Origin of the sequence: Streptomyces sp. NPDC007875 (assembly GCF_042868035.1) — a bacterium.
Classification (GTDB): domain Bacteria; phylum Actinomycetota; class Actinomycetes; order Streptomycetales; family Streptomycetaceae; genus Streptomyces; species Streptomyces antimycoticus.
Genome location: NZ_JBIADZ010000018.1, coordinates 148,042 through 165,087 on the forward strand (window position 1 = coordinate 148,042; position 17,046 = coordinate 165,087).

Annotated in this window: 15 protein-coding genes and 1 pseudogene; 8 read left to right on the forward strand and 8 right to left on the reverse strand. The window is 72.2% G+C overall.

What is annotated here, in order from left to right; all coding sequences use genetic code 11:
* Positions 1–137: 137 nt before the first annotated feature.
* Positions 138–1,053, reverse strand: a pseudogene (locus ACFYOY_RS31705) (aldo/keto reductase); the annotation flags it as partial.
* Positions 1,050–1,511, reverse strand: coding sequence for a MerR family transcriptional regulator (locus ACFYOY_RS31710; protein WP_351882827.1), 462 nt, complete (start codon positions 1,509–1,511; stop codon positions 1,050–1,052). The pseudogene ACFYOY_RS31705 and the gene ACFYOY_RS31710, both read right to left, overlap by 4 nt.
* Before the next feature lie 148 nt (positions 1,512–1,659).
* On the opposite strand from ACFYOY_RS31710, the gene ACFYOY_RS31715 reads away from it, so the two are divergent.
* Positions 1,660–2,475, forward strand: a complete 816-nt coding sequence (locus ACFYOY_RS31715) for a serine hydrolase domain-containing protein (RefSeq protein ID WP_351882825.1) — start codon at positions 1,660–1,662, stop codon at positions 2,473–2,475.
* A 20-nt stretch (positions 2,476–2,495) separates the two neighbouring features.
* Here the strand turns inward: ACFYOY_RS31715 and ACFYOY_RS31720 are convergent, their stop codons facing one another.
* Positions 2,496–3,164, reverse strand: coding sequence for a pirin family protein (locus ACFYOY_RS31720; RefSeq protein ID WP_351883092.1), 669 nt, complete (start codon positions 3,162–3,164; stop codon positions 2,496–2,498).
* A 109-nt stretch (positions 3,165–3,273) separates the two neighbouring features.
* Here ACFYOY_RS31720 and ACFYOY_RS31725 point away from each other — a divergent pair, with 109 nt between their 5' ends.
* The 5 genes from ACFYOY_RS31725 to fabF all read left to right on the forward strand — a co-directional run bounded on the left by ACFYOY_RS31725 (position 3,274) and on the right by fabF (position 8,220).
* Positions 3,274–4,458, forward strand: coding sequence for a CdaR family transcriptional regulator (locus ACFYOY_RS31725; protein ID WP_020871571.1), 1,185 nt, complete (start codon positions 3,274–3,276; stop codon positions 4,456–4,458).
* 89 nt (positions 4,459–4,547) lie between these two features.
* Positions 4,548–5,543, forward strand: coding sequence for an ACP S-malonyltransferase (locus ACFYOY_RS31730; protein ID WP_351882823.1), 996 nt, complete (start codon positions 4,548–4,550; stop codon positions 5,541–5,543).
* Positions 5,540–6,550 (forward strand): ketoacyl-ACP synthase III, encoded by a 1,011-nt coding sequence (locus ACFYOY_RS31735; RefSeq protein ID WP_351882821.1) that lies wholly within the window; start codon positions 5,540–5,542, stop codon positions 6,548–6,550. Before ACFYOY_RS31730 ends, ACFYOY_RS31735 begins: the two co-directional genes overlap by 4 nt.
* 82 nt (positions 6,551–6,632) lie before the next feature.
* Positions 6,633–6,881 (forward strand): acyl carrier protein, encoded by a 249-nt coding sequence (locus tag ACFYOY_RS31740; protein WP_020871568.1) that lies wholly within the window; start codon positions 6,633–6,635, stop codon positions 6,879–6,881.
* Between the two features lie 73 nt (positions 6,882–6,954).
* Positions 6,955–8,220: a beta-ketoacyl-ACP synthase II gene (fabF, locus tag ACFYOY_RS31745; protein WP_351882819.1), complete on the forward strand. Its 1,266-nt coding sequence runs from the start codon at positions 6,955–6,957 to the stop codon at positions 8,218–8,220.
* A 104-nt stretch (positions 8,221–8,324) separates the two neighbouring features.
* Here the strand turns inward: fabF and ACFYOY_RS31750 are convergent, their stop codons facing one another.
* Positions 8,325–9,218: an NAD(P)-dependent oxidoreductase gene (locus ACFYOY_RS31750; protein WP_351882817.1), complete on the reverse strand. Its 894-nt coding sequence runs from the start codon at positions 9,216–9,218 to the stop codon at positions 8,325–8,327.
* Positions 9,219–9,278: 60 nt separating this feature from the next.
* The gene (locus tag ACFYOY_RS31755; RefSeq protein ID WP_059147850.1) at positions 9,279–9,773 is read right to left on the reverse strand and encodes a DUF3145 domain-containing protein; all 495 of its coding nucleotides are present in this window, start codon (positions 9,771–9,773) and stop codon (positions 9,279–9,281) included.
* 325 nt (positions 9,774–10,098) lie between these two features.
* Here ACFYOY_RS31755 and ACFYOY_RS31760 point away from each other — a divergent pair, with 325 nt between their 5' ends.
* Positions 10,099–11,097 carry an SGNH/GDSL hydrolase family protein gene (locus ACFYOY_RS31760; RefSeq protein WP_351882813.1) on the forward strand — a complete coding sequence of 333 codons (999 nt, stop codon included), beginning with the start codon at positions 10,099–10,101 and terminating at the stop codon, positions 11,095–11,097.
* Positions 11,098–11,645: 548 nt separating this feature from the next.
* Here the strand turns inward: ACFYOY_RS31760 and ACFYOY_RS31765 are convergent.
* Positions 11,646–14,174, reverse strand: coding sequence for a glycoside hydrolase family 3 protein (locus ACFYOY_RS31765; RefSeq protein WP_388590911.1), 2,529 nt, complete (start codon positions 14,172–14,174; stop codon positions 11,646–11,648).
* Positions 14,175–14,296: 122 nt separating this feature from the next.
* Here ACFYOY_RS31765 and ACFYOY_RS31770 point away from each other — a divergent pair, with 122 nt between their 5' ends.
* On the forward strand, positions 14,297–14,902 hold the full coding sequence (locus ACFYOY_RS31770) for a TetR/AcrR family transcriptional regulator (protein WP_388590913.1): 606 nt from the start codon (positions 14,297–14,299) through the stop codon (positions 14,900–14,902).
* Positions 14,903–14,947: 45 nt separating this feature from the next.
* On the opposite strand, the gene ACFYOY_RS31775 is transcribed toward ACFYOY_RS31770, so the two are convergent.
* Both ACFYOY_RS31775 and ACFYOY_RS31780 read right to left on the reverse strand, forming a co-directional pair.
* The gene (locus ACFYOY_RS31775) at positions 14,948–15,481 is read right to left on the reverse strand and encodes a DUF6299 family protein (RefSeq protein WP_351882807.1); all 534 of its coding nucleotides are present in this window, start codon (positions 15,479–15,481) and stop codon (positions 14,948–14,950) included.
* Positions 15,482–15,775: 294 nt separating this feature from the next.
* Positions 15,776–17,038, reverse strand: coding sequence for an MFS transporter (locus ACFYOY_RS31780; RefSeq protein WP_351882805.1), 1,263 nt, complete (start codon positions 17,036–17,038; stop codon positions 15,776–15,778).
* Positions 17,039–17,046: the final 8 nt, after the last annotated feature.

The window sequence follows — 17,046 nt, forward strand, 5'->3', positions numbered from 1 at the left end:
GAGCGCAGCTACTCGCGGCCCGCGCTCGTCGCGCTCATATCGGCGTAGCGGGCGCCCGCCACCTGTCCCGCGATCGGCTCCAGCGCGGCCAGCTCGTCCGCGCTCAGCTCGATCCGCGTCGCGCCGGTGTTCTGCTCGATCCGGGCGCGGGTGCGGGTGCCGGGGATCGGCACCACCGCGAGCCCGTGGACCTGGGCCTGCTGCTGCACCCAGGCCAGCGCGATCTGGGCGAGCGTGGCGCCGCGCGCCTCGGCGATCTTGCGGATCGGCTCCAGCAGCGCGGCGTTGGCGGCCGCGTTGTCGCCGGTGAAGCGGGGCTGCAGGCGGCGGAAGTCGCCCTCGCCCAGCTCCTGCTCGGCCTGGACGAAGGAGCCGGTGAGGAAGCCGCGGCCGAGCGGCGAGTACGGGACGAGGGCGACGCCCAGCTCGGCGGCGGTGGCGGCGACGCTGTTCGCTCCGCCGCCCTCCACATCGCGGCTGAACAGCGACCACTCCGACTGCACCGCCGCGATCGGATGCACGGCGTGCGCCGCGCGCAGTTCCTTGGCCGTGACCCTCGCTCAGCCCGAGGTGCTTGACCTTCCCCTCGGCCACCAGCTCGGCCATGGCGCCGACGCTCTCCTCCAGCGGCACCTCGGGGTTGCGCCGGTGCATGTAGTACAGGTCGACATGGTCGACCTCCAGTCGGCGCAGACTGCCCTCGATGGCCCGGCGGATGTACGGACGGTCGTTGCGGATCCGCTGGTTGCCGAACGGATCGCTCTCGTCGCGCTCGATGGCGAACTTGGTGGCCAGGGTGATCCGGTCGCGGTGGGCCCGGACGAAGGGGGAGATGAACTCCTCGTTCCGCCCGAAGCCGTAGACATCGGCGGTGTCGAAGAGCGTGACGCCCAGCTCCAGGGCCCGCTCCAGCGTGGCCCGCGCCTCCGCCTCGTCATGGGTCGGTCCGTAGCCCCAGCTCATGCCCATGCAGCCCAGGCCCTGGACGCCGACCTCCGGCCCGCCGGCCCCGAGGCCGACGGTCGCGATGGTCTCATTGGTGCTGTTGCTCATACCGGGTCAAACCTCTCCGACGCCCTTCGGGCGTCAGCGTAGACATCGATCTTGAAGTCGAGGACTTCGAGCGTGCTCTGGAGCTCGGCGATCCGCTCCCGCACATTCGCGCGGTGCGTGGTCAGCAGCTCCTCACGCTCGGCGAAGGTGTGCTCGCCCTCGCGCACCAGCTCGGCGTAGCGGACCATGTCCGCGACCGGCATCCCGGTCAGCCGCAGCTTGCCGACGAGGTCGAGCCAGTCGAGGTCGCGGTTGGTGAAGCGGCGCTGGCCGGTGTGCGTACGGTCGACATGCGGCATCAGCCCGATCCGCTCGTACCAACGCAGGGTGTGTGCGCTCAGCCCGGTATGGGCGACCACCTCACTGATCGTGTAGCCGTCCTGTCCGCTGGGCCGGGGGTGCCTGCCCCTCCCCGCGCAGGTGCGCACCTTCACCGGGGCGCTCTCCATCAGGGTCATGCCGATTCACCTCTCGCAGGTCGCCGATCCGCACACCTCATCGACGTCTTCAACGCTATTGACTTGGAGTGCACTCCAAGCAAGCGAAGATTTGGCGGAACCTTGGGTGCCGTGAGTCCGCGCGACGCCCGCCACTAGGCTCGGGGGCATGGAGAGCCTGCGGATGATCGAGAACTGGCCGGTCCCGACGGCGGCGGCCGCCGTCGTACGCGCGGACGGCACCCTGGCCGGATCGTACGGCCCGACCGGCCATCGCTTCCCCCTCGCCTCGGTCACCAAGCCGCTCGCCGCCTACGCCGCGCTGCTCGCCGTCGAGGAGGGCGCGGTGGAGCTGGACGAACCGGCCGGGCCCGAGGGCTCCACGGTGCGCCATCTGCTGGCGCACACCTCCGGGCTCGCCTTCGACGAGCACCGCTCGGTCGCCGCGCCCGGCAACCGCCGGCTCTACTCCAACGCCGGGTTCGAGGTGCTGGGCGATCACATCGCCAAGGCCACGGACATCCCGTTCCCGGAGTATCTGCGCCAGGCGGTGCTGGAGCCGCTCGGCATGACCGCCACCGAGCTGACCGGCTCGCCCGCCAAGGACGGCGTCTCGACCGTGGACGACCTGGTGCGCTTCGCGGCGGAGCTCCAGGCCCCGCGGCTGCTGGCGGCCGAGACGCTGGCCGAGGCCACCTCCGTGGTCCACCCGGGTCTCACGGGTGTGCTGCCCGGCTACGGCCATCAGCGGCCCAACGACTGGGGGCTCGGCTTCGAGATACGCGACGGCAAGTCGCCGCACTGGACCGGCGCCTCCTCCTCGCCTCGCACCTTCGGACATTTCGGCCAGTCCGGGACGTTCCTGTGGGTCGACCCGGACGCCCGCGCCGCCTGCGTCACCCTGACCGACCGGGCCTTCGGCCCCTGGGCCGTCGAGGTCTGGCCCCCGCTCACCGACGCGATCCTGGCCGAGCTGAACGCATAGCCCCCTCGGCCATAAACCCCTCAGCCGTAGACCGGCTCCGCGTGCATCTCCCAGATCAGCAGCTCGGCGGGGCCCTCGGCGCGTGCCTCCAGCCCCTCCGCATCCGAGATCCGGGCCGCGTCGCCGGGCCCGAGGGTCTCCCCCTCGATCCGTGCCGCGCCGCGCACCACATGTGCGTACACCCACGGCGCGTCCGGCAGCGCGGTGCGCTCGCCGTCCGCCAGCCGCCGCACATGCAGCACCGCCTCGGTGCGCTCCAGTGCGTACGGGGTGCCGTCGGCGATGCCGCGCACCACCTCGTACCCGGGGTCCTTCGCTCTGCCCGGGCTCGGCACCAGCCACATCTGGACGAAGGTGAGGGGTTCCGTGCCCGCGTTGCGCTCGGTGTGACGCACTCCGCTCCCGGCGCTGAGCCGCTGCACATCGCCGGGGCGCACCACGGTCCGCGCGCCGGTGGAGTCCTCGTGAGTGAGCTCACCCTCGACGACCCAGGTGACGATCTCCATATCGCGGTGCGGATGCTCGGCGAAGCCCGCACCGGGGGCGATCCGCTCCTCGTTGCAGGCGACGAGGGACCCGAACCGCACGTTGCCGGGGTCGTAGTACCCAGAGAAGGAAAAGGCGTGGCGCGTCTCGATGCCCGCGCCCTCCCCACCCGGATACCGTGCACCGGACCGCTGTATCCACATCACCCGGTCCACGGTAGTGCGCCCCGACCCGTCCGCCCCGGCCCCGCCCCTACCCCCGCGTAGCCTCCCGCCCCCAGCGCTCACCACCCGATAAGGCAGTCTTGTCCTCGTGCCTGAACCAGCCTCGAACACCCCGCATCCGCACAGTGCCACCCTGCGCCGACTGGAGAAGTCCTCCGGGAAACTCGCCGCCAACGCCATCGCGCGCATGGACGAGCAGCTGCCGTGGTACCGCGCGATGCCGCCCGAGAACCGCTCCTGGATCGGGCTGGTGGCGCAGGCGGGCATCGCGGCCTTCACCGAATGGTTTCGCCACCCCGAGGCGCCCCAGGCGATCAGCACCGATGTGTTCGGCACCGCCCCGCGCGAGCTGACCCGGGCGATCACGCTGCGGCAGACCGTGGAGATGGTCCGCACGACCATCGAGGTCATGGAGTCGGCGATCGACGACGTGGCGGCCCCGGGCGATGAGTCGGTGCTGCGCGAGGCCCTGCTGGTGTACGCGCGGGAGATCGCCTTCGCCACCGCCCAGGTGTACGCGCAGGCCGCCGAGGCCCGCGGCGCCTGGGACGCCCGGCTGGAGTCACTGGTGGTCAACGCGGTGCTGTCCGGGGAGGCGGACGAGGGGGCGCTGTCCCGGGCCGCGGCGCTCGGCTGGAACTCCCCCGAGCATGTGTGCGTGGTGCTGGGTACCGCCCCCGACGGGGACAGCGAGCTGACGGTCGAGGCGATCCGGCGGGCCGCCCGCCACGCCAAGCTGCAGGTCCTCACCGGGGTGCTGGGCGACCGGCTGGTGGTGGTCGCGGGTGGCTCGGACAATCCGCTGCAGGCGGCGAAGGCGCTGATCGGGCCGTATGCCCCGGGCCCGGTGGTGGCCGGTCCGGTGGTCTCCGACCTGCTGGCCGCGACCCGCTCGGCGGGGGCGGCGGCGGCCGGGCTGAAGGCGTGCACCGCCTGGCCGGACGCGCCCCGTCCGGTACTCGCGGACGATTTGCTGCCCGAGCGCGCGATGGCCGGGGACCCTGCTGCCCGCGAGCAGTTGGTGGAGGAGATCTACAGACCGCTGGAGGAAGCCGGTTCGGCACTGCTCGAGACACTGAGTGTGTACCTCGAACAGGCGAGCAGTCTGGAGGGGGCGGCCCGGATGCTCTTCGTTCACCCGAACACCGTCCGCTACCGGCTACGACGTGTGACGGACGTCACCGGATGGTCACCTTCCGACGTCAGGTCGGCGTTTACTCTGCGCATAGCCCTGATCCTGGGCCGTCTCGCCGACGCGAACATATTGCCCTGACCGTTTGTTGGACCTCCACAATTCCCCTGACGGTTCTTCGTCCTTGTCCTCACGGGCGAGTCGGACCATCCACAAGAGAGAGTGTGAGAGTGCTCGTACTCGTCGCTCCCGGCCAGGGCGCTCAAAAGCCCGGCTTCCTCACCCCCTGGCTCGACCTGCCCGGCGTCACCGAACGTCTGACGTGGTGGTCGGCCGTGTCCGGGCTGGACCTCATCCACTACGGCACCAAGGCCGACGAGGAGGAGATCCGCGACACCGCGGTGGCCCAGCCGCTGCTGGTGGCCGCCGGTCTGGTCTCCGCCCACGCGCTGTTCGGCGAGGGCATCGAGGGCGCGACCGGTCTCGCGGAGCTGCCGAGCCGTATCGGCGCGGTCGCGGGCCACAGCGTCGGCGAGATCACCGCGGCCGTGGCCGCCGGTGTGCTCACCGACGAGGCGGCCATGGTGCTGGTCCGCCGGCGCGGGCTCGCCATGGCGGAGGCAGCGAGCCGCACCGAGACCGGAATGGCCGCCATACTGGGTGGTGAGCAGGACGATGTCGTCGCCCATCTCGACAAGCACGGGCTGACCCCGGCGAACGTCAACGGCGCCGGGCAGATCGTGGCCGCGGGCACCGCCGAGCAGCTGGCAGCGCTGGCCGAGGACAAGCCCGAGGGAGTGCGCCGCGTCGTACCGCTCAAGGTGGCCGGCGCGTTCCACACCGATCACATGGCCCCGGCGGTCGCCGCCCTCGAGGCCCTGGTCGCGGGCGTTCCGGTGGCCGATCCGCGCACCGCTTACGTCTCCAACCGTGACGGCGGGGTCGTGACGTCCGGGGCCGGGGTGATCGAGCGGATGGTCGCCCAGGTGTCCAACCCGGTGCGCTGGGACCTGTGCATGGAGACCTTCCAGGAGCTGGGCGCCACCGCGCTGATCGAGGTGGCCCCGGGCGGCACGCTCACCGGCATCGCCAAGCGTGCCCTGCCGGGCGTCACCAACCTGGCGCTGAAGACTCCGGACGATCTCGACGCGGCCCGTGCGCTGATCGAGGAGCACGCCATTCCCGCCGTCGCCACACCGGCCGAAGAGGAGCTCCGAGAAGCATGACCGCGAAGATCAAGCCCAGTAAGGGCGCCCCGTACGCGCGCATTCTCGGCGTCGGTGGCTACCGTCCGACCCGGGTGGTGCCGAACGAGGAGATCCTCAAGCACATCGACTCCTCGGACGAGTGGATCCGCTCCCGCTCGGGCATCGCCACCCGGCACTGGGCCGGTCCGGATGAGACGGTCGCCGCCATGTCCGTGGAGGCGGGCGGCAAGGCCATCGCCGACGCCGGCCTGAGCCCGGAACAGATCGGCGCCGTGATCGTCTCGACGGTCTCGCATTTCAAGCAGACCCCGGCGATCGCGACCGAGATCGCGCACCTGCTGGGCACCGGCAAGCCGGCCGCGTTCGACATCTCGGCGGGCTGTGCCGGCTTCGGCTACGGGCTGACCCTCGCCAAGGGCATGGTCACCGATGGCACCGCGGAGCATGTGCTGGTCATCGGGGTCGAGCGGCTTTCGGACCTGACCGACCTGGAGGACCGCGCGACGGCCTTCCTGTTCGGCGACGGCGCCGGCGCCGTGGTGGTCGGCCCCTCCAAGGAGCCCGCGATCGGCCCCACCGTCTGGGGCTCGGAGGGCGACAAGTCCGACACCATCACCCAGACGCTGCCCTGGGACGTCTACCGCGACCAGGACGCCGCCGAGGTGCGCTACCCGGCGCTGCGCCAGGAGGGCCAGGCGGTCTTCCGCTGGGCCGTCTACGAGATGGCGAAGGTCGCCCAGCAGGCCCTGGACGAGGCCGGGGTCGCCCCGGCCGACCTCGACGCGTTCATCCCCCACCAGGCCAATATGCGGATCATCGACTCGATGATCAAAACCCTCAAGCTGCCGGAGCATGTCACGGTCGCCCGTGATGTGGAGACCACCGGCAACACCTCGGCCGCCTCCATTCCGCTCGCCATGGAGCGGCTGTTGGCGACGGGGCAGGCGAAGAGCGGCGACACCGCGCTCGTCATCGGATTCGGAGCGGGTCTCGTCTACGCAGCGACGGTCGTTACCCTCCCTTAGGCTCCATAGTCCATATCCACGCAGCTCGGCAGAAGTCGGACGCTGCGCCACCACCGCAACACACCGAAGAAGGAGCGCCGCAATGGCCGCCACTCAGGAAGAGATCCTCGAGGGTCTCGCCGAGATCGTCAACGAGATCGCCGGTATCCCGACCGAGGACGTCCTGCTGGACAAGTCCTTCACCGACGACCTGGACGTCGACTCGCTGTCCATGGTCGAGGTGGTCGTCGCCGCCGAGGAGCGCTTCGACGTGAAGATCCCGGACGACGACGTCAAGAACCTCAAGACCGTCGGCGACGCCGTCGACTACATCCTCAAGCACCAGGGCTGAGCCCCCTAAGGCCGTTGTCGCCACCCATGCGGTGGCGGGTCCAGCACCTTCTACACGTGGAGTAGGAATTCCTGTGAACTCGACCAATCGCACCGTGGTCGTCACCGGTGTTGGTGCCACGACGCCGCTGGGTGGCGACGCCTCAACGACCTGGGAGGCCCTGCTGGCCGGCCGGTCCGGCGTCAACCTCCTGGAGGAGGAATGGGCGGCCGAGTTGCCGGTCCGCATCGCCGCGAAGATCGCGGTGGAGCCGGGCACCGTCATCCCTCGCCCGCAGGCCCGCAAGCTCGACCGATCGGCGCAGTTCGCCCTGATCGCGGCCCGTGAGGCATGGGCGGACGCGGGCTTCACCGCCAAGGCGGGCGAGGACCCGTCGGTCGACCCCGACCGCCTCGGCGCGGTCGTGGCCTCCGGCATCGGCGGGGTGACCACCCTGCTCGACCAGTACGACGTGCTGCGCGAGAAGGGCGTCCGGAAGGTCTCCCCGCACACCGTGCCGATGCTGATGCCCAACGGCCCGGCGGCCAACGTGGGCCTGGAGGTCGGCGCCCGCGCCGGCGTCCATACGCCGGTCAGCGCGTGCGCGTCCGGCGCGGAGGCCATCGGCTACGCCATCGAGATGATCCGCACCGGCCGCGCCGATGTGGTCGTCGCGGGCGGCACCGAGGCGTCCATCCATCCGCTCCCCATCGTCGCCTTCGGCAACATGATGGCGATGTCCAAGAACAACGACGACCCGCACGGCGCCTCGCGCCCGTTCGACGTCGACCGCAATGGCTTCGTGATGGGCGAGGGCTCGGGTGCCATCGTCCTGGAGTCGGCGGAGCACGCCGCCGCGCGCGGCGCCCGGGTGTACGCGCAGGCGGTCGGCCAGGGCATCTCGGCCGACGCCCACCACATCACCCAGCCGGAGCCGTCCGGCAACGGCATCGCGCACGCGCTGCAGAACCTGGTGCAGAACACCGGCCTGACCGGCACCGAGATCGTGCATGTCAACGCCCACGCGACCTCGACGCCGCAGGGCGACGTGGCCGAGATCAAGGCGCTGCGCAAGGTCTTCGGTGACGATGTGGACCAGATGGCGATCTCCGCCACCAAGTCCATGACGGGACATCTGCTGGGTGGCGCCGGCGGTGTGGAAACGGTGGCCAGCGTGCTCGCGCTGTACCACCGGATCGCCCCACCGACGATCAACCTCGTCTCCCCGGACCCGGAGGCGGACGCGGACTTCGTGACCGGCGAGCCGCGGTCGCTGCCGGGTCAGGGCCCGCTCGTCGCGCTGAACGACTCGTTCGGCTTCGGCGGCCACAATGTGGTGCTGGCCTTCCGCACGGTCTGACGCGCGGACGGCCTGACGGCCTCACGGTTTGATGCGCTGTCCGACGCGCTGATACGCGGGTGTGGCCCGCCTCCGGCTCCGGCCGGGGGCGGGCCGCTCGTGTGTCAGGGGGCCTCGCCGTCGAAGCTGGCGAAGTACGAGGCCACCATGTCCTCGTCGCCGTGGCCCGCCTCGATGGCGCGGCGGAACCGCTCCCGGCCCGCGGCCGCCAGGTCCAGCCGCACTCCGGCGCGCTCCCCTGCCTCCACGATCAGCCGGGCGTCCTTCTCGGCGGTCCTGGTCGCGAAGCTGGGCTCGAGGTCGCCCCGGAGCAGCTGGCCGGACTTGACCCGCATATAGCCGTTGTCCAGCGGTCCGCCCTCCACCCCGTCCAGGAAGCCCTGAAAGTCCACGCCCAGCCCCTTGGCGAGGGCGACCGCCTCGGCGGTGGCGTGGGTGACATTGAGGACCCAGCTGTTGAGCACCAGCTTGAGCCGGGTGGCGGCGGCGCCCTCCGCGCTGTCGCCGACCCACACCGTACGGCTGCCGATGGCGTCGAAGACCGGCCGGACGACCGGGCGGACGGGGTGGGGGCCGGCGGCCAGCACCAGCAGCTGTCCGCTCTCCGCGGGCTGCTTGGTGCCGAGGACGGGCGAGTCGATGAGGCCGAGGTCCTTCTCATGGGCGAACGCGGCGAGCGATTCCATCGCCTCCAGCCCCGCCGTGGTGGCCTGGGCCCATACGGTTCCGGGGCGGAGGGCGGGGGCGGCCTGCCGCATCGTCTCGAGGGCCGCGGCGCCGTCGTAGAGGATCGTCAGGACGACATCGGCGCCGTCCACGGCCTCGGCCGGGGTGTCGGTGACGCGTACGCCGTCCTGGCCGAGCGGCTCGGCCTTGGACCGGGTGCGGTTCCACGCACGGACGTCGAGCCCGGAGCGGGCGAGGTTGCGAGCCATGCCGGAGCCCATGATGCCGGTGCCGAGGACCGCGACGGACGTTGCCGGGAGTTGTTCGGTCATTCCGCCACGCTAAGACCTGAAGTGCGCTCCGGGACAAAGGGGTGGCGGCGCGTCAGGCGCTCAGACGACCTGGTGCAGCCAGCGGACGGGGGCGCCCTCACCCGCGTAGCGGAACGGCTCCAGTTCGTCGTCCCAGGGCTTGCCGAGCAGCTTGGCGATCTCCGCCTCGAGGTCGCTCTCGCCGCGGACGGAACGGGCGAGGGCGGCGCGCAGCCGGTCCTCGGGGATCAGGATGTCGCCGTGCATTCCGGTGACGGCGTGGAAGATGCCCAGCTCGGGGGTGGAGCTGTAGCGCTCGCCCTCGGCGGTGGCGCAGGGCTCGGCGGTCACCTCGAAGCGCAGCAGATGCCAGCCGCGGAGGGCGGACGCCATTTTGGAGGCCGTGCCGACCTCACCCTGCCAGGAGAACTCGGCACGCCAGGTGCCGTTCGCCGCGGGCTGCTTGATCCAATCGAGGGTGACACGCACGCCGAGGACGCCCGCGATGGCCCATTCAACGTGCGGGCACAGCGCGCGCGGAGCGGAGTGCACATACAGAACTCCACGTGTCGTCACCGGTGCCTCCTGTGCGGTTCGAGGTGCGCCTTCCCCAGCGGCCTCGCGCCCGTACCGGTCCCGCCCGGCACATCGGATCACATTCTGCCCTAGTGATCACTCCCACACCAGTCCCGACGTCACCTTCAGTGAAATTTATCGTGCAGAATTCTCTCGAAAATGGACAGGATGTGACGGAGCGTAATGTGCTGGTACCGCATAGCGCGCCTTGCCGCCGGGACGACGCTCATCAGGCACAAGAAAAACGTACCGTGCGATCCAGCCGGAGGAGTGACGTACCGTCGGTCAGGATAGATATCACCCAACAGCCGGAGGGGGAACAGCCATGCGGGTCAGCGCGACACGCCGGAAGCGATCGGCGGCCGCTTCCTCGACCACGCGTACGGTCGTGCGCCCGACCCCGCGCACCACTTCGCGCACTGGCCGCCGCACGGCCGGGCGCACCGCCGGGCGCACGAGCGTGGTGCTGTTCACCACCGCCGCCGTGCTGAGCTCGGCGGGCTGCTTCGGCAGCTCGGACGACCCCTCCCGGCACGGTCCGACCCGCGCCGGGAAGACCCCCGGCGCCAAGCGGACGATCGTCTGGAACACCCGGCCGAGCTCGATCGCCTCCCTGGGCGACTCCATCACCCGCGGCTTCGACGCCTGTTCGGTGCTCTCCGACTGCCCCGAGGTGTCCTGGTCCACCGGCACCGATGTGCAGAGCCTCGCCCAGCGGCTGCTGCCCGCCACCACCGCCCGCTCGGGCACCCACAGCTGGAACTTCGCCAAGACCGGCGCGGTCGTGGCCGACCTCCCCGGCCAGATCGAGGCGGCCGCGGCCCGCAAGCCGAAGCTGATCACCGTGATGATCGGCGCCAATGACGCCTGCCGGGATTCGGTCGACGAGATGACCTCCACCGAGCAGTTCCGCTCCACCTTCACCTCGGCGCTCACCCGGCTCCGCCGTGACCTGCCGAAGACCCAGGTGTATGTGGCCAGCGTGCCGGATCTGAAGCGGCTGTGGTCGGAGGGGCGGAAGAATGTCTTCGGCAGGCAGATCTGGAAGCTGGGCATCTGCCCGTCGATGCTGAAGGACTCCGAGCACCTGGACGCCGCCTCCAACGACCGCCGCCAGCGGGTGGCGGACCGGGTGACGGAGTACAACAAGGTGCTGAAGGACGTCTGTGGTCGCGATGTGCTGTGCCGGTACGACCCGGCGGTGCACGAATACCGCTTCACCACGTCCGAGCTGAGCAAGTGGGACTGGTTCCACCCCAGCAAGGCAGGCCAGCAGCAGCTCGCCGAAATGGCCTACCGCCGCATCACCGCATCCACGTCCTGATCATCCCCCGGGCCCCGCCGTCGGCGGCCGGGGCCGGGGCCGGGGCCGGGAGACCAGACGACCCGACCGGCTTGGGCGGGGCCCCCACCGGTCCGGGCGGCCTGGCCAACCGGGCGAGTCTCGCCCGGACCGGGCGAGGTCGACTGCCCGACGGAGGCCGACAGCCCCACCGAGCACACGCGAGCAGCCTCGCCACGCCCCGGGCCGGAGCGGCCCCACCGGACGGGGCACGGCCCCACGCCATGCGCGAGGCGGCCCACCAACCCACGCGCCTGCAACCTCACCGCACGCCGGGCCTGAACGGCCCCACCGGACGGGGCACGGCCCCAAGCCCCCCGTCGGCGGCCTCGCCCCGCCCTCCGCGCGGGAGCGGCCGCACCGGGCGGGGCCCGCGCGGGGTGGCGCCACCCCATCGAGTGAGCACGGCCCACCAGGGCCGGAGGGCACGAGTGGGCCGTGGGTCAGCGCGGACGACCGGTCACACGAGCAGCTGCGGCACACGACTCACGGTGGCCCGGGCCGCCGCGGCAGCGTTGTGCTGGGTGGGCTCAGGTTGTCGGCGGGACCGGTACCGGGGCCGACAGGCGGCGGTCGGCGGCGCTGTGGGCCGCCTCTGCCGCGTAGGCGCCGGGGATCAGGCGCCAGGTGCTCTGCGTCTCGTCCCAGATCTCCGCCGCCCGGCGGGGCAAGGGGATGGACACCTCCGCCGTCTCCCCCGGACCCGCCGTGACCGAGGCGAAGCCCGCGAGGCGCCGCACCGGCCGCTCCTCGCCGTCGTCCTCGGGCACGGTGAGATAGAGCTGCACGACCTCGCGCCCCGCTCGGGGCCCGGTATTGCGGACCCGCACGGTCACGGTTCCCAGCGCGCCGTCGGCGGCCTCCCCGGGGGTATCCACCGGGGTGAAGTCCATCGCCTCGTAGGCCCAGTCGGTGTAGCCGAGGCCATGCCCGAACCAGTACGCCGGAGCGATCCCCTCCCGCCGCTCCCACGCGCGGTAGCCGATGAACACGCCCTCGTCGTAGACCAGTCGGCCCTCGCTCGGCGTCACCGCGCTGACCGGGGCGTCCTCGAGCCGCTCGGGCCAGGTCGTGGGCAGCCGTCCGCCGGGCTCCTCCGCGCCCAGCAGGACATCGGCGAGCGCGGCGCCCGCCTCCTGGCCCGGGAACCAGCTCAGCAGCACCGCGGCGACCTCCTCCCGCCAGGCCATCTCGACGGGGGAGCCCGCGTTGACCACCACCACGGTGGGGGTGCCGGTGGCGGCGACCCGCCGCACGAGCTCGTCCTGACGGCCCGGCAGCTTCAGATGCGCGCGGTCGAACCCCTCGCTCTCGACCCTCTCGGTGGTGGCGACCACCACCACGGCCACCTCGGCCGCCGAGGCCGCGGCGACGGCCTCCTGGAGCAGCTCCTCGGCGTCCCGCTCCGGGGCCCGGTGCAGCAGGCTGAAGCAGACGGCGTCGAGAAGGGCCTCCTCGGGGCGGGCCACCGCGCAGGTGAGGCTGACCTCCACCGGCTCGCCCGCCGTGAGCTCCACCTGGCCCCGGGGCACCGGCGAGCCCATGAACGCCTCGAAGGGGTCGTCGACGTCCGGCGGGAGCTGCTCCCCCTCGAACAGCACCGTTCCGTCCACGACCAGCCGGAGGCCGCCCAGGCCCCGGGTGCCGAAGGAGTGCGCGCCGCTCTCGCGGGGGGTGAAGGTGCCGACGGTCTCGACGGTGTGCAGCTCCTCGTAGCTCACGCCCTCGGGGAAGTCGCTGATCCACTGCACCTGTCCACTGGCCAGCCGGGACTCCCCCAGCACCCGACCGTCGGCGGCCCGGACCACGGCGCGCAGCTCGAACCCCTGTGCGGCGGGGGCGAGTTCGTCGGTGGGGTCGGCGCCCACGGCGTAGCTGAACCGCACCTCCGGCGGCAGAGCGGCCCGGAGCCCGTCGAGCGGTGAGACCACATGGTCGGGGAAGACCACCGCCGAGCCGCCGCCCAGCACCCGGGCGTCGCGCGCCGCGGCCCCGATCAGGGCCAGCGACCGCACCCCGCCGGGGGCGCCGGCGTCGAGGGGCAGCACCGCGCCCCGGCCGCCCGCGCCCTCGTTCCGCAGCAGTACGAAGGACCGCCGGGCGATCTCGCGGGCCAGCGCGTCCCCGTCGATCGGGCCGGGCCGGTCGGCGGGGGCGACGGCCGGGGCCGCGCCGTCCAGGACGCCGACCCGGGCGGCCAGGGTGAGCAGCCGCCGCACCGCCTCGTCCAGCTCCGCCTCGGTCACCCGGCCGTCGCGCACCGCGGCGGCCAGCGCCTCGCCGTAGACGGTCCGCGGGCCGGGCATCGCGACATCCAGCCCGCCCTTGAGCCCCCGCACGGTGTCGCGGGCCGCCATCCAGTCGGAGACGATGAAGCCGTCGAAGCCCCACTCCTCGCGCAGCACTCCCTGCTGCAGCTCGCGGTGCTCGGTCATGGTCGAGCCGTTGACCCCGTTGTAGGCGGCCATGACGCCCCAGGGGCGCGCGTTCTTGACGATGGCTTCGAAGGGGGCGAGATACAGCTCGCGCAGCGCCCGCGCACCGATCTCGTTGTCGACGGTGAAGCGCTCGGTCTCGGCGTCGTTGGCCACGAAGTGCTTGACGGTGGTGCCCACTCCGCCGTCCTGCACACCCGTCACATAGCCGGTGCCGATCTCGCCGGTGAGATACGGATCCTCGCTGTACGCCTCGAAGTGCCGCCCGCCCAGCGGGGAGCGGTGCAGATTGACCGTGGGAGCGAGCAGCACATGGACGCCCTTGCGCCGCGCCTCCTGCGCGAGCAGCCGACCCGCCCGCCGGGCCAGCTCCGGATCCCAGGTGGCGGCGAGCGCGGTGGGGCTGGGCAGGGCGATGGAGGGGTCGTCGGCGGTCCAGTGGACGCCGCGGACGCCGATCGGGCCGTCCGACATCACCAGCGAGCGCAGCCCGATCGCCGGAACGGCGGGCAGGCTCCACATGTCCTGCCCGGACAACAGTCGTGCCTTGGTGTCCAGATCCAGCAGGCCGAGGGCCTTCTCCACGGCCTCGGCCGTGCCGTCGTCGCCGATCGCGTCCGCCATCGCTCGCCCCTCCCGGTGCGGGTCCTGTCCGGTCCTCGTCCGGGGCCATCCTGGACCCGAGTACCTGTCACCAGGTAGGTACCGTTATTGATTCGTTATCAAACATGCTCTACGGTACGAGCATGGACAGGGCGATGGAGCGCGGTACGCGACGCGGTGCGGAACGACGGGCGGAGATCGTCCGTTCCGCGCTCGAAGTGATCGCCGAGCGCGGCTACCGGGGCGCGACCCTCGGGGCGGTCGCCGAGCGGGTGGGGCTCACCCAGCAGGGGCTGCTCCACTACTTCCCCACCAAGGACTCCCTGCTCATCGCCGTGCTCAAGGAGCGCGACCAGTGGGACACCGGCTCCGCGCGGCGCGACGGCGGGGACGTATGGCCGCTGGACCTGCTCACCTCGCTGGTGGAGTACAACGCGATGCGTCCCGGCATCGTCCAGACCTTCTCCGCGCTCCTCGGCGAGAGCGTCACCGACGAGCACCCGGCACGCGGCTTCTTCACCGAGCGCTACGAGAAGGTGCGCGCCGACATGGCTGCCACCCTGCGCGGCGAGTTCGGCGACCGGCTCCCCGGCGGGCTCACCCCCGAGGCCGCAGCCCCGCTGGTGGTGGCGGTGATGGACGGACTGCAGTTCCAGTGGCTGCACGACCGGGACGCGGTGGACATGCCCGCCCTCTTCCGAGCCTTCGTCTCCCTGCTGGGACAGGGAGACGAAGAGGCCGAGGGGTGACGCGGCGATGCGCACGTCGCGGGCGGGCCGTCTCGTGACGGCGGCTCAGCCCTGGCCCGCCACCAGCCTGACCTCCCGCTCGACCCCGACCGCATTCCTCGGCAGCGGCACGAAGGCGGCGTCGGCGGCGGAGGAGACGTCGGCGGTGTCGAACCTCAGCAGCGTGCCCTCGGCCTGCGCCGATCCCGGCTCATACGGCCCCACGTCCACCGCGTCGATCACCCAGCGGTGCCGCTGGCCGTCGCAGACCGCGCTGTGGCCGCCGAGGCCGTGCCGCTCCCGGCCCTGGGTGAGGGTGACGAGAACGCTGGCCCGAGGGTTCTCCGCCCCTTCCCGGACACACCGGTAGCTGCCGTACAGCGTGACGGACCCGTCCGGGGTGACGTCCCCGGTGCGGTCGATGACCAGATCGTCGGTCCAGGGCAGGGGCAGATGCGGCCGGGCGAGCCGCTCTCCCCGGGTGGTCAGGCCCGAGCCGGGGCCCAGCTCCGGGCGGTCGGGCCCGGCGGGCGCGGCATGGGCGGCCGGGGCCGCCACGAGGAGAACGGTGAGGGCGCCGAGGGCGCGGCGGTTGCGCATGGACGTACATACCTCCTGGGACGGAGAGCGGATGCCCGCCGCGGGCTCCGTCGCGTCCTCCCGAGTGGAGTCGCCGGACGGATGCCCGTGAGCGGGTGCTCATTTCTCCGTACAGCTACCGGGCCCTCGAACCCGCCCGGGGGAACCTCACCCCCGGGCGGCGTGTCCGGCACCGCCCATCGGGTGGCCACCGGGCGCCCGGTTGACCCGGCAGCGCCCTTACGGTGCTCGTGAAGCGCACCTACGGCGCTAGTGAAGCGCCCTTACCGCGCTCGCCCAGCGCCCCTACCGTCCTCACGCAGCTCCCTTACCGTCCTCACGCCGCGCCCTTACGGTGCTCGCTCCTCCGGGGCCGCCTCCTCGAACTTCCCCGCCGGTGGCCACTTGGCGCGGCGCCGCCGGATCGCCCCGCAGCCCCGGGGCCAGAGCCAGCGTGACGGCGACCGAGACCGCCGCCATCGTGGCCATCGCCACGGCCGGCGAGGTGGGCTGGGCCAGCGCGCCCGCGAGGGCGGCGGACACGCCCTGCATGGTGAGCATGCCGGAGGAGTGCAGCCCCAGGGCCTGGCCGCTCATCGCGTCCGGGGTCAGGGCCATCAGCCGCTGCTGGAGCGGCAGCGTGGCCGAGAAGCCGATCGAGGCGAGGGCGACGGCGGCCAGTGCGAGGGGCAGCGGCGGATGCACGGCGAAGACCAGATACGGCGCAGCGAGCAGCAGCCGCAGGGGCGCCGCGAGCCGCTCCCGCCGGTGCGGTGGCAGCAGCCGTCCGGTGAGCAGGTCCCCCATCAGCATGCCGAGGGAGCCGACGGCGAAGAGCAGTCCGGCGTGCCGGGGCGCGTAGGGCACGAAGAGGGATTCACAGCCCACGATCAGCCCGTTGGGCACCCAGAGCGCGTAATAGACGTGGCGGCGGGGCGCGGAGGACCACAGCCGTGCGTTGACGCGCCAGGTCTCGGTGACCGAGGGCCGTCCGCCGGCCCGGGCCGGACGCCCGCTCAGGCCGAACCGGGCGGCGGCCGCGGCCAGCAGATACAGCGCGGCGGCGGCGAGCAGGGTGCCGCGCGCCGAGAGGGCGGTCACGAGGAGGCCACCGGCCGCGTAGCCGCCGATCTGCATCGTGCCGCCCGACATGTTGATCACCGAACGGCCCAGCAGATAGCCCTCCTTGGGCAGGATCTCGGTGAGCAGTCCGTAGCGGACGGCGCCGCCGAGGGCGGCCGCGGCGCCCATCCCGAACACGAGGGCGAAGACGGCCGCCACGGGCAGCCCGGGGAGGGCCAAGGCGGCGGTCCCCAGGGCGAAGAGCACCGCCAGCCCGGACAGCGCGGCGCGCGGCGGCATCCGGTCGGCCGCCGACAGCAGCGCCAGCGCGCCCGCCACTTGGGCGAGCGAGGGCCCGAACATGCTGAGCGCCGAGAGCAGCGGTGAGCCGGTCGCCGCATAGACCAGGGTGCCGAGGGCGAGCCCGCTCGCCGTCGAGGCGGCCACCTGTGTGGCGGAGATCAGGAACAGCGGGGTGAACTCCGGGGTGCGGAACACTTCTCGATAGGTGCGCATGGCCTTCA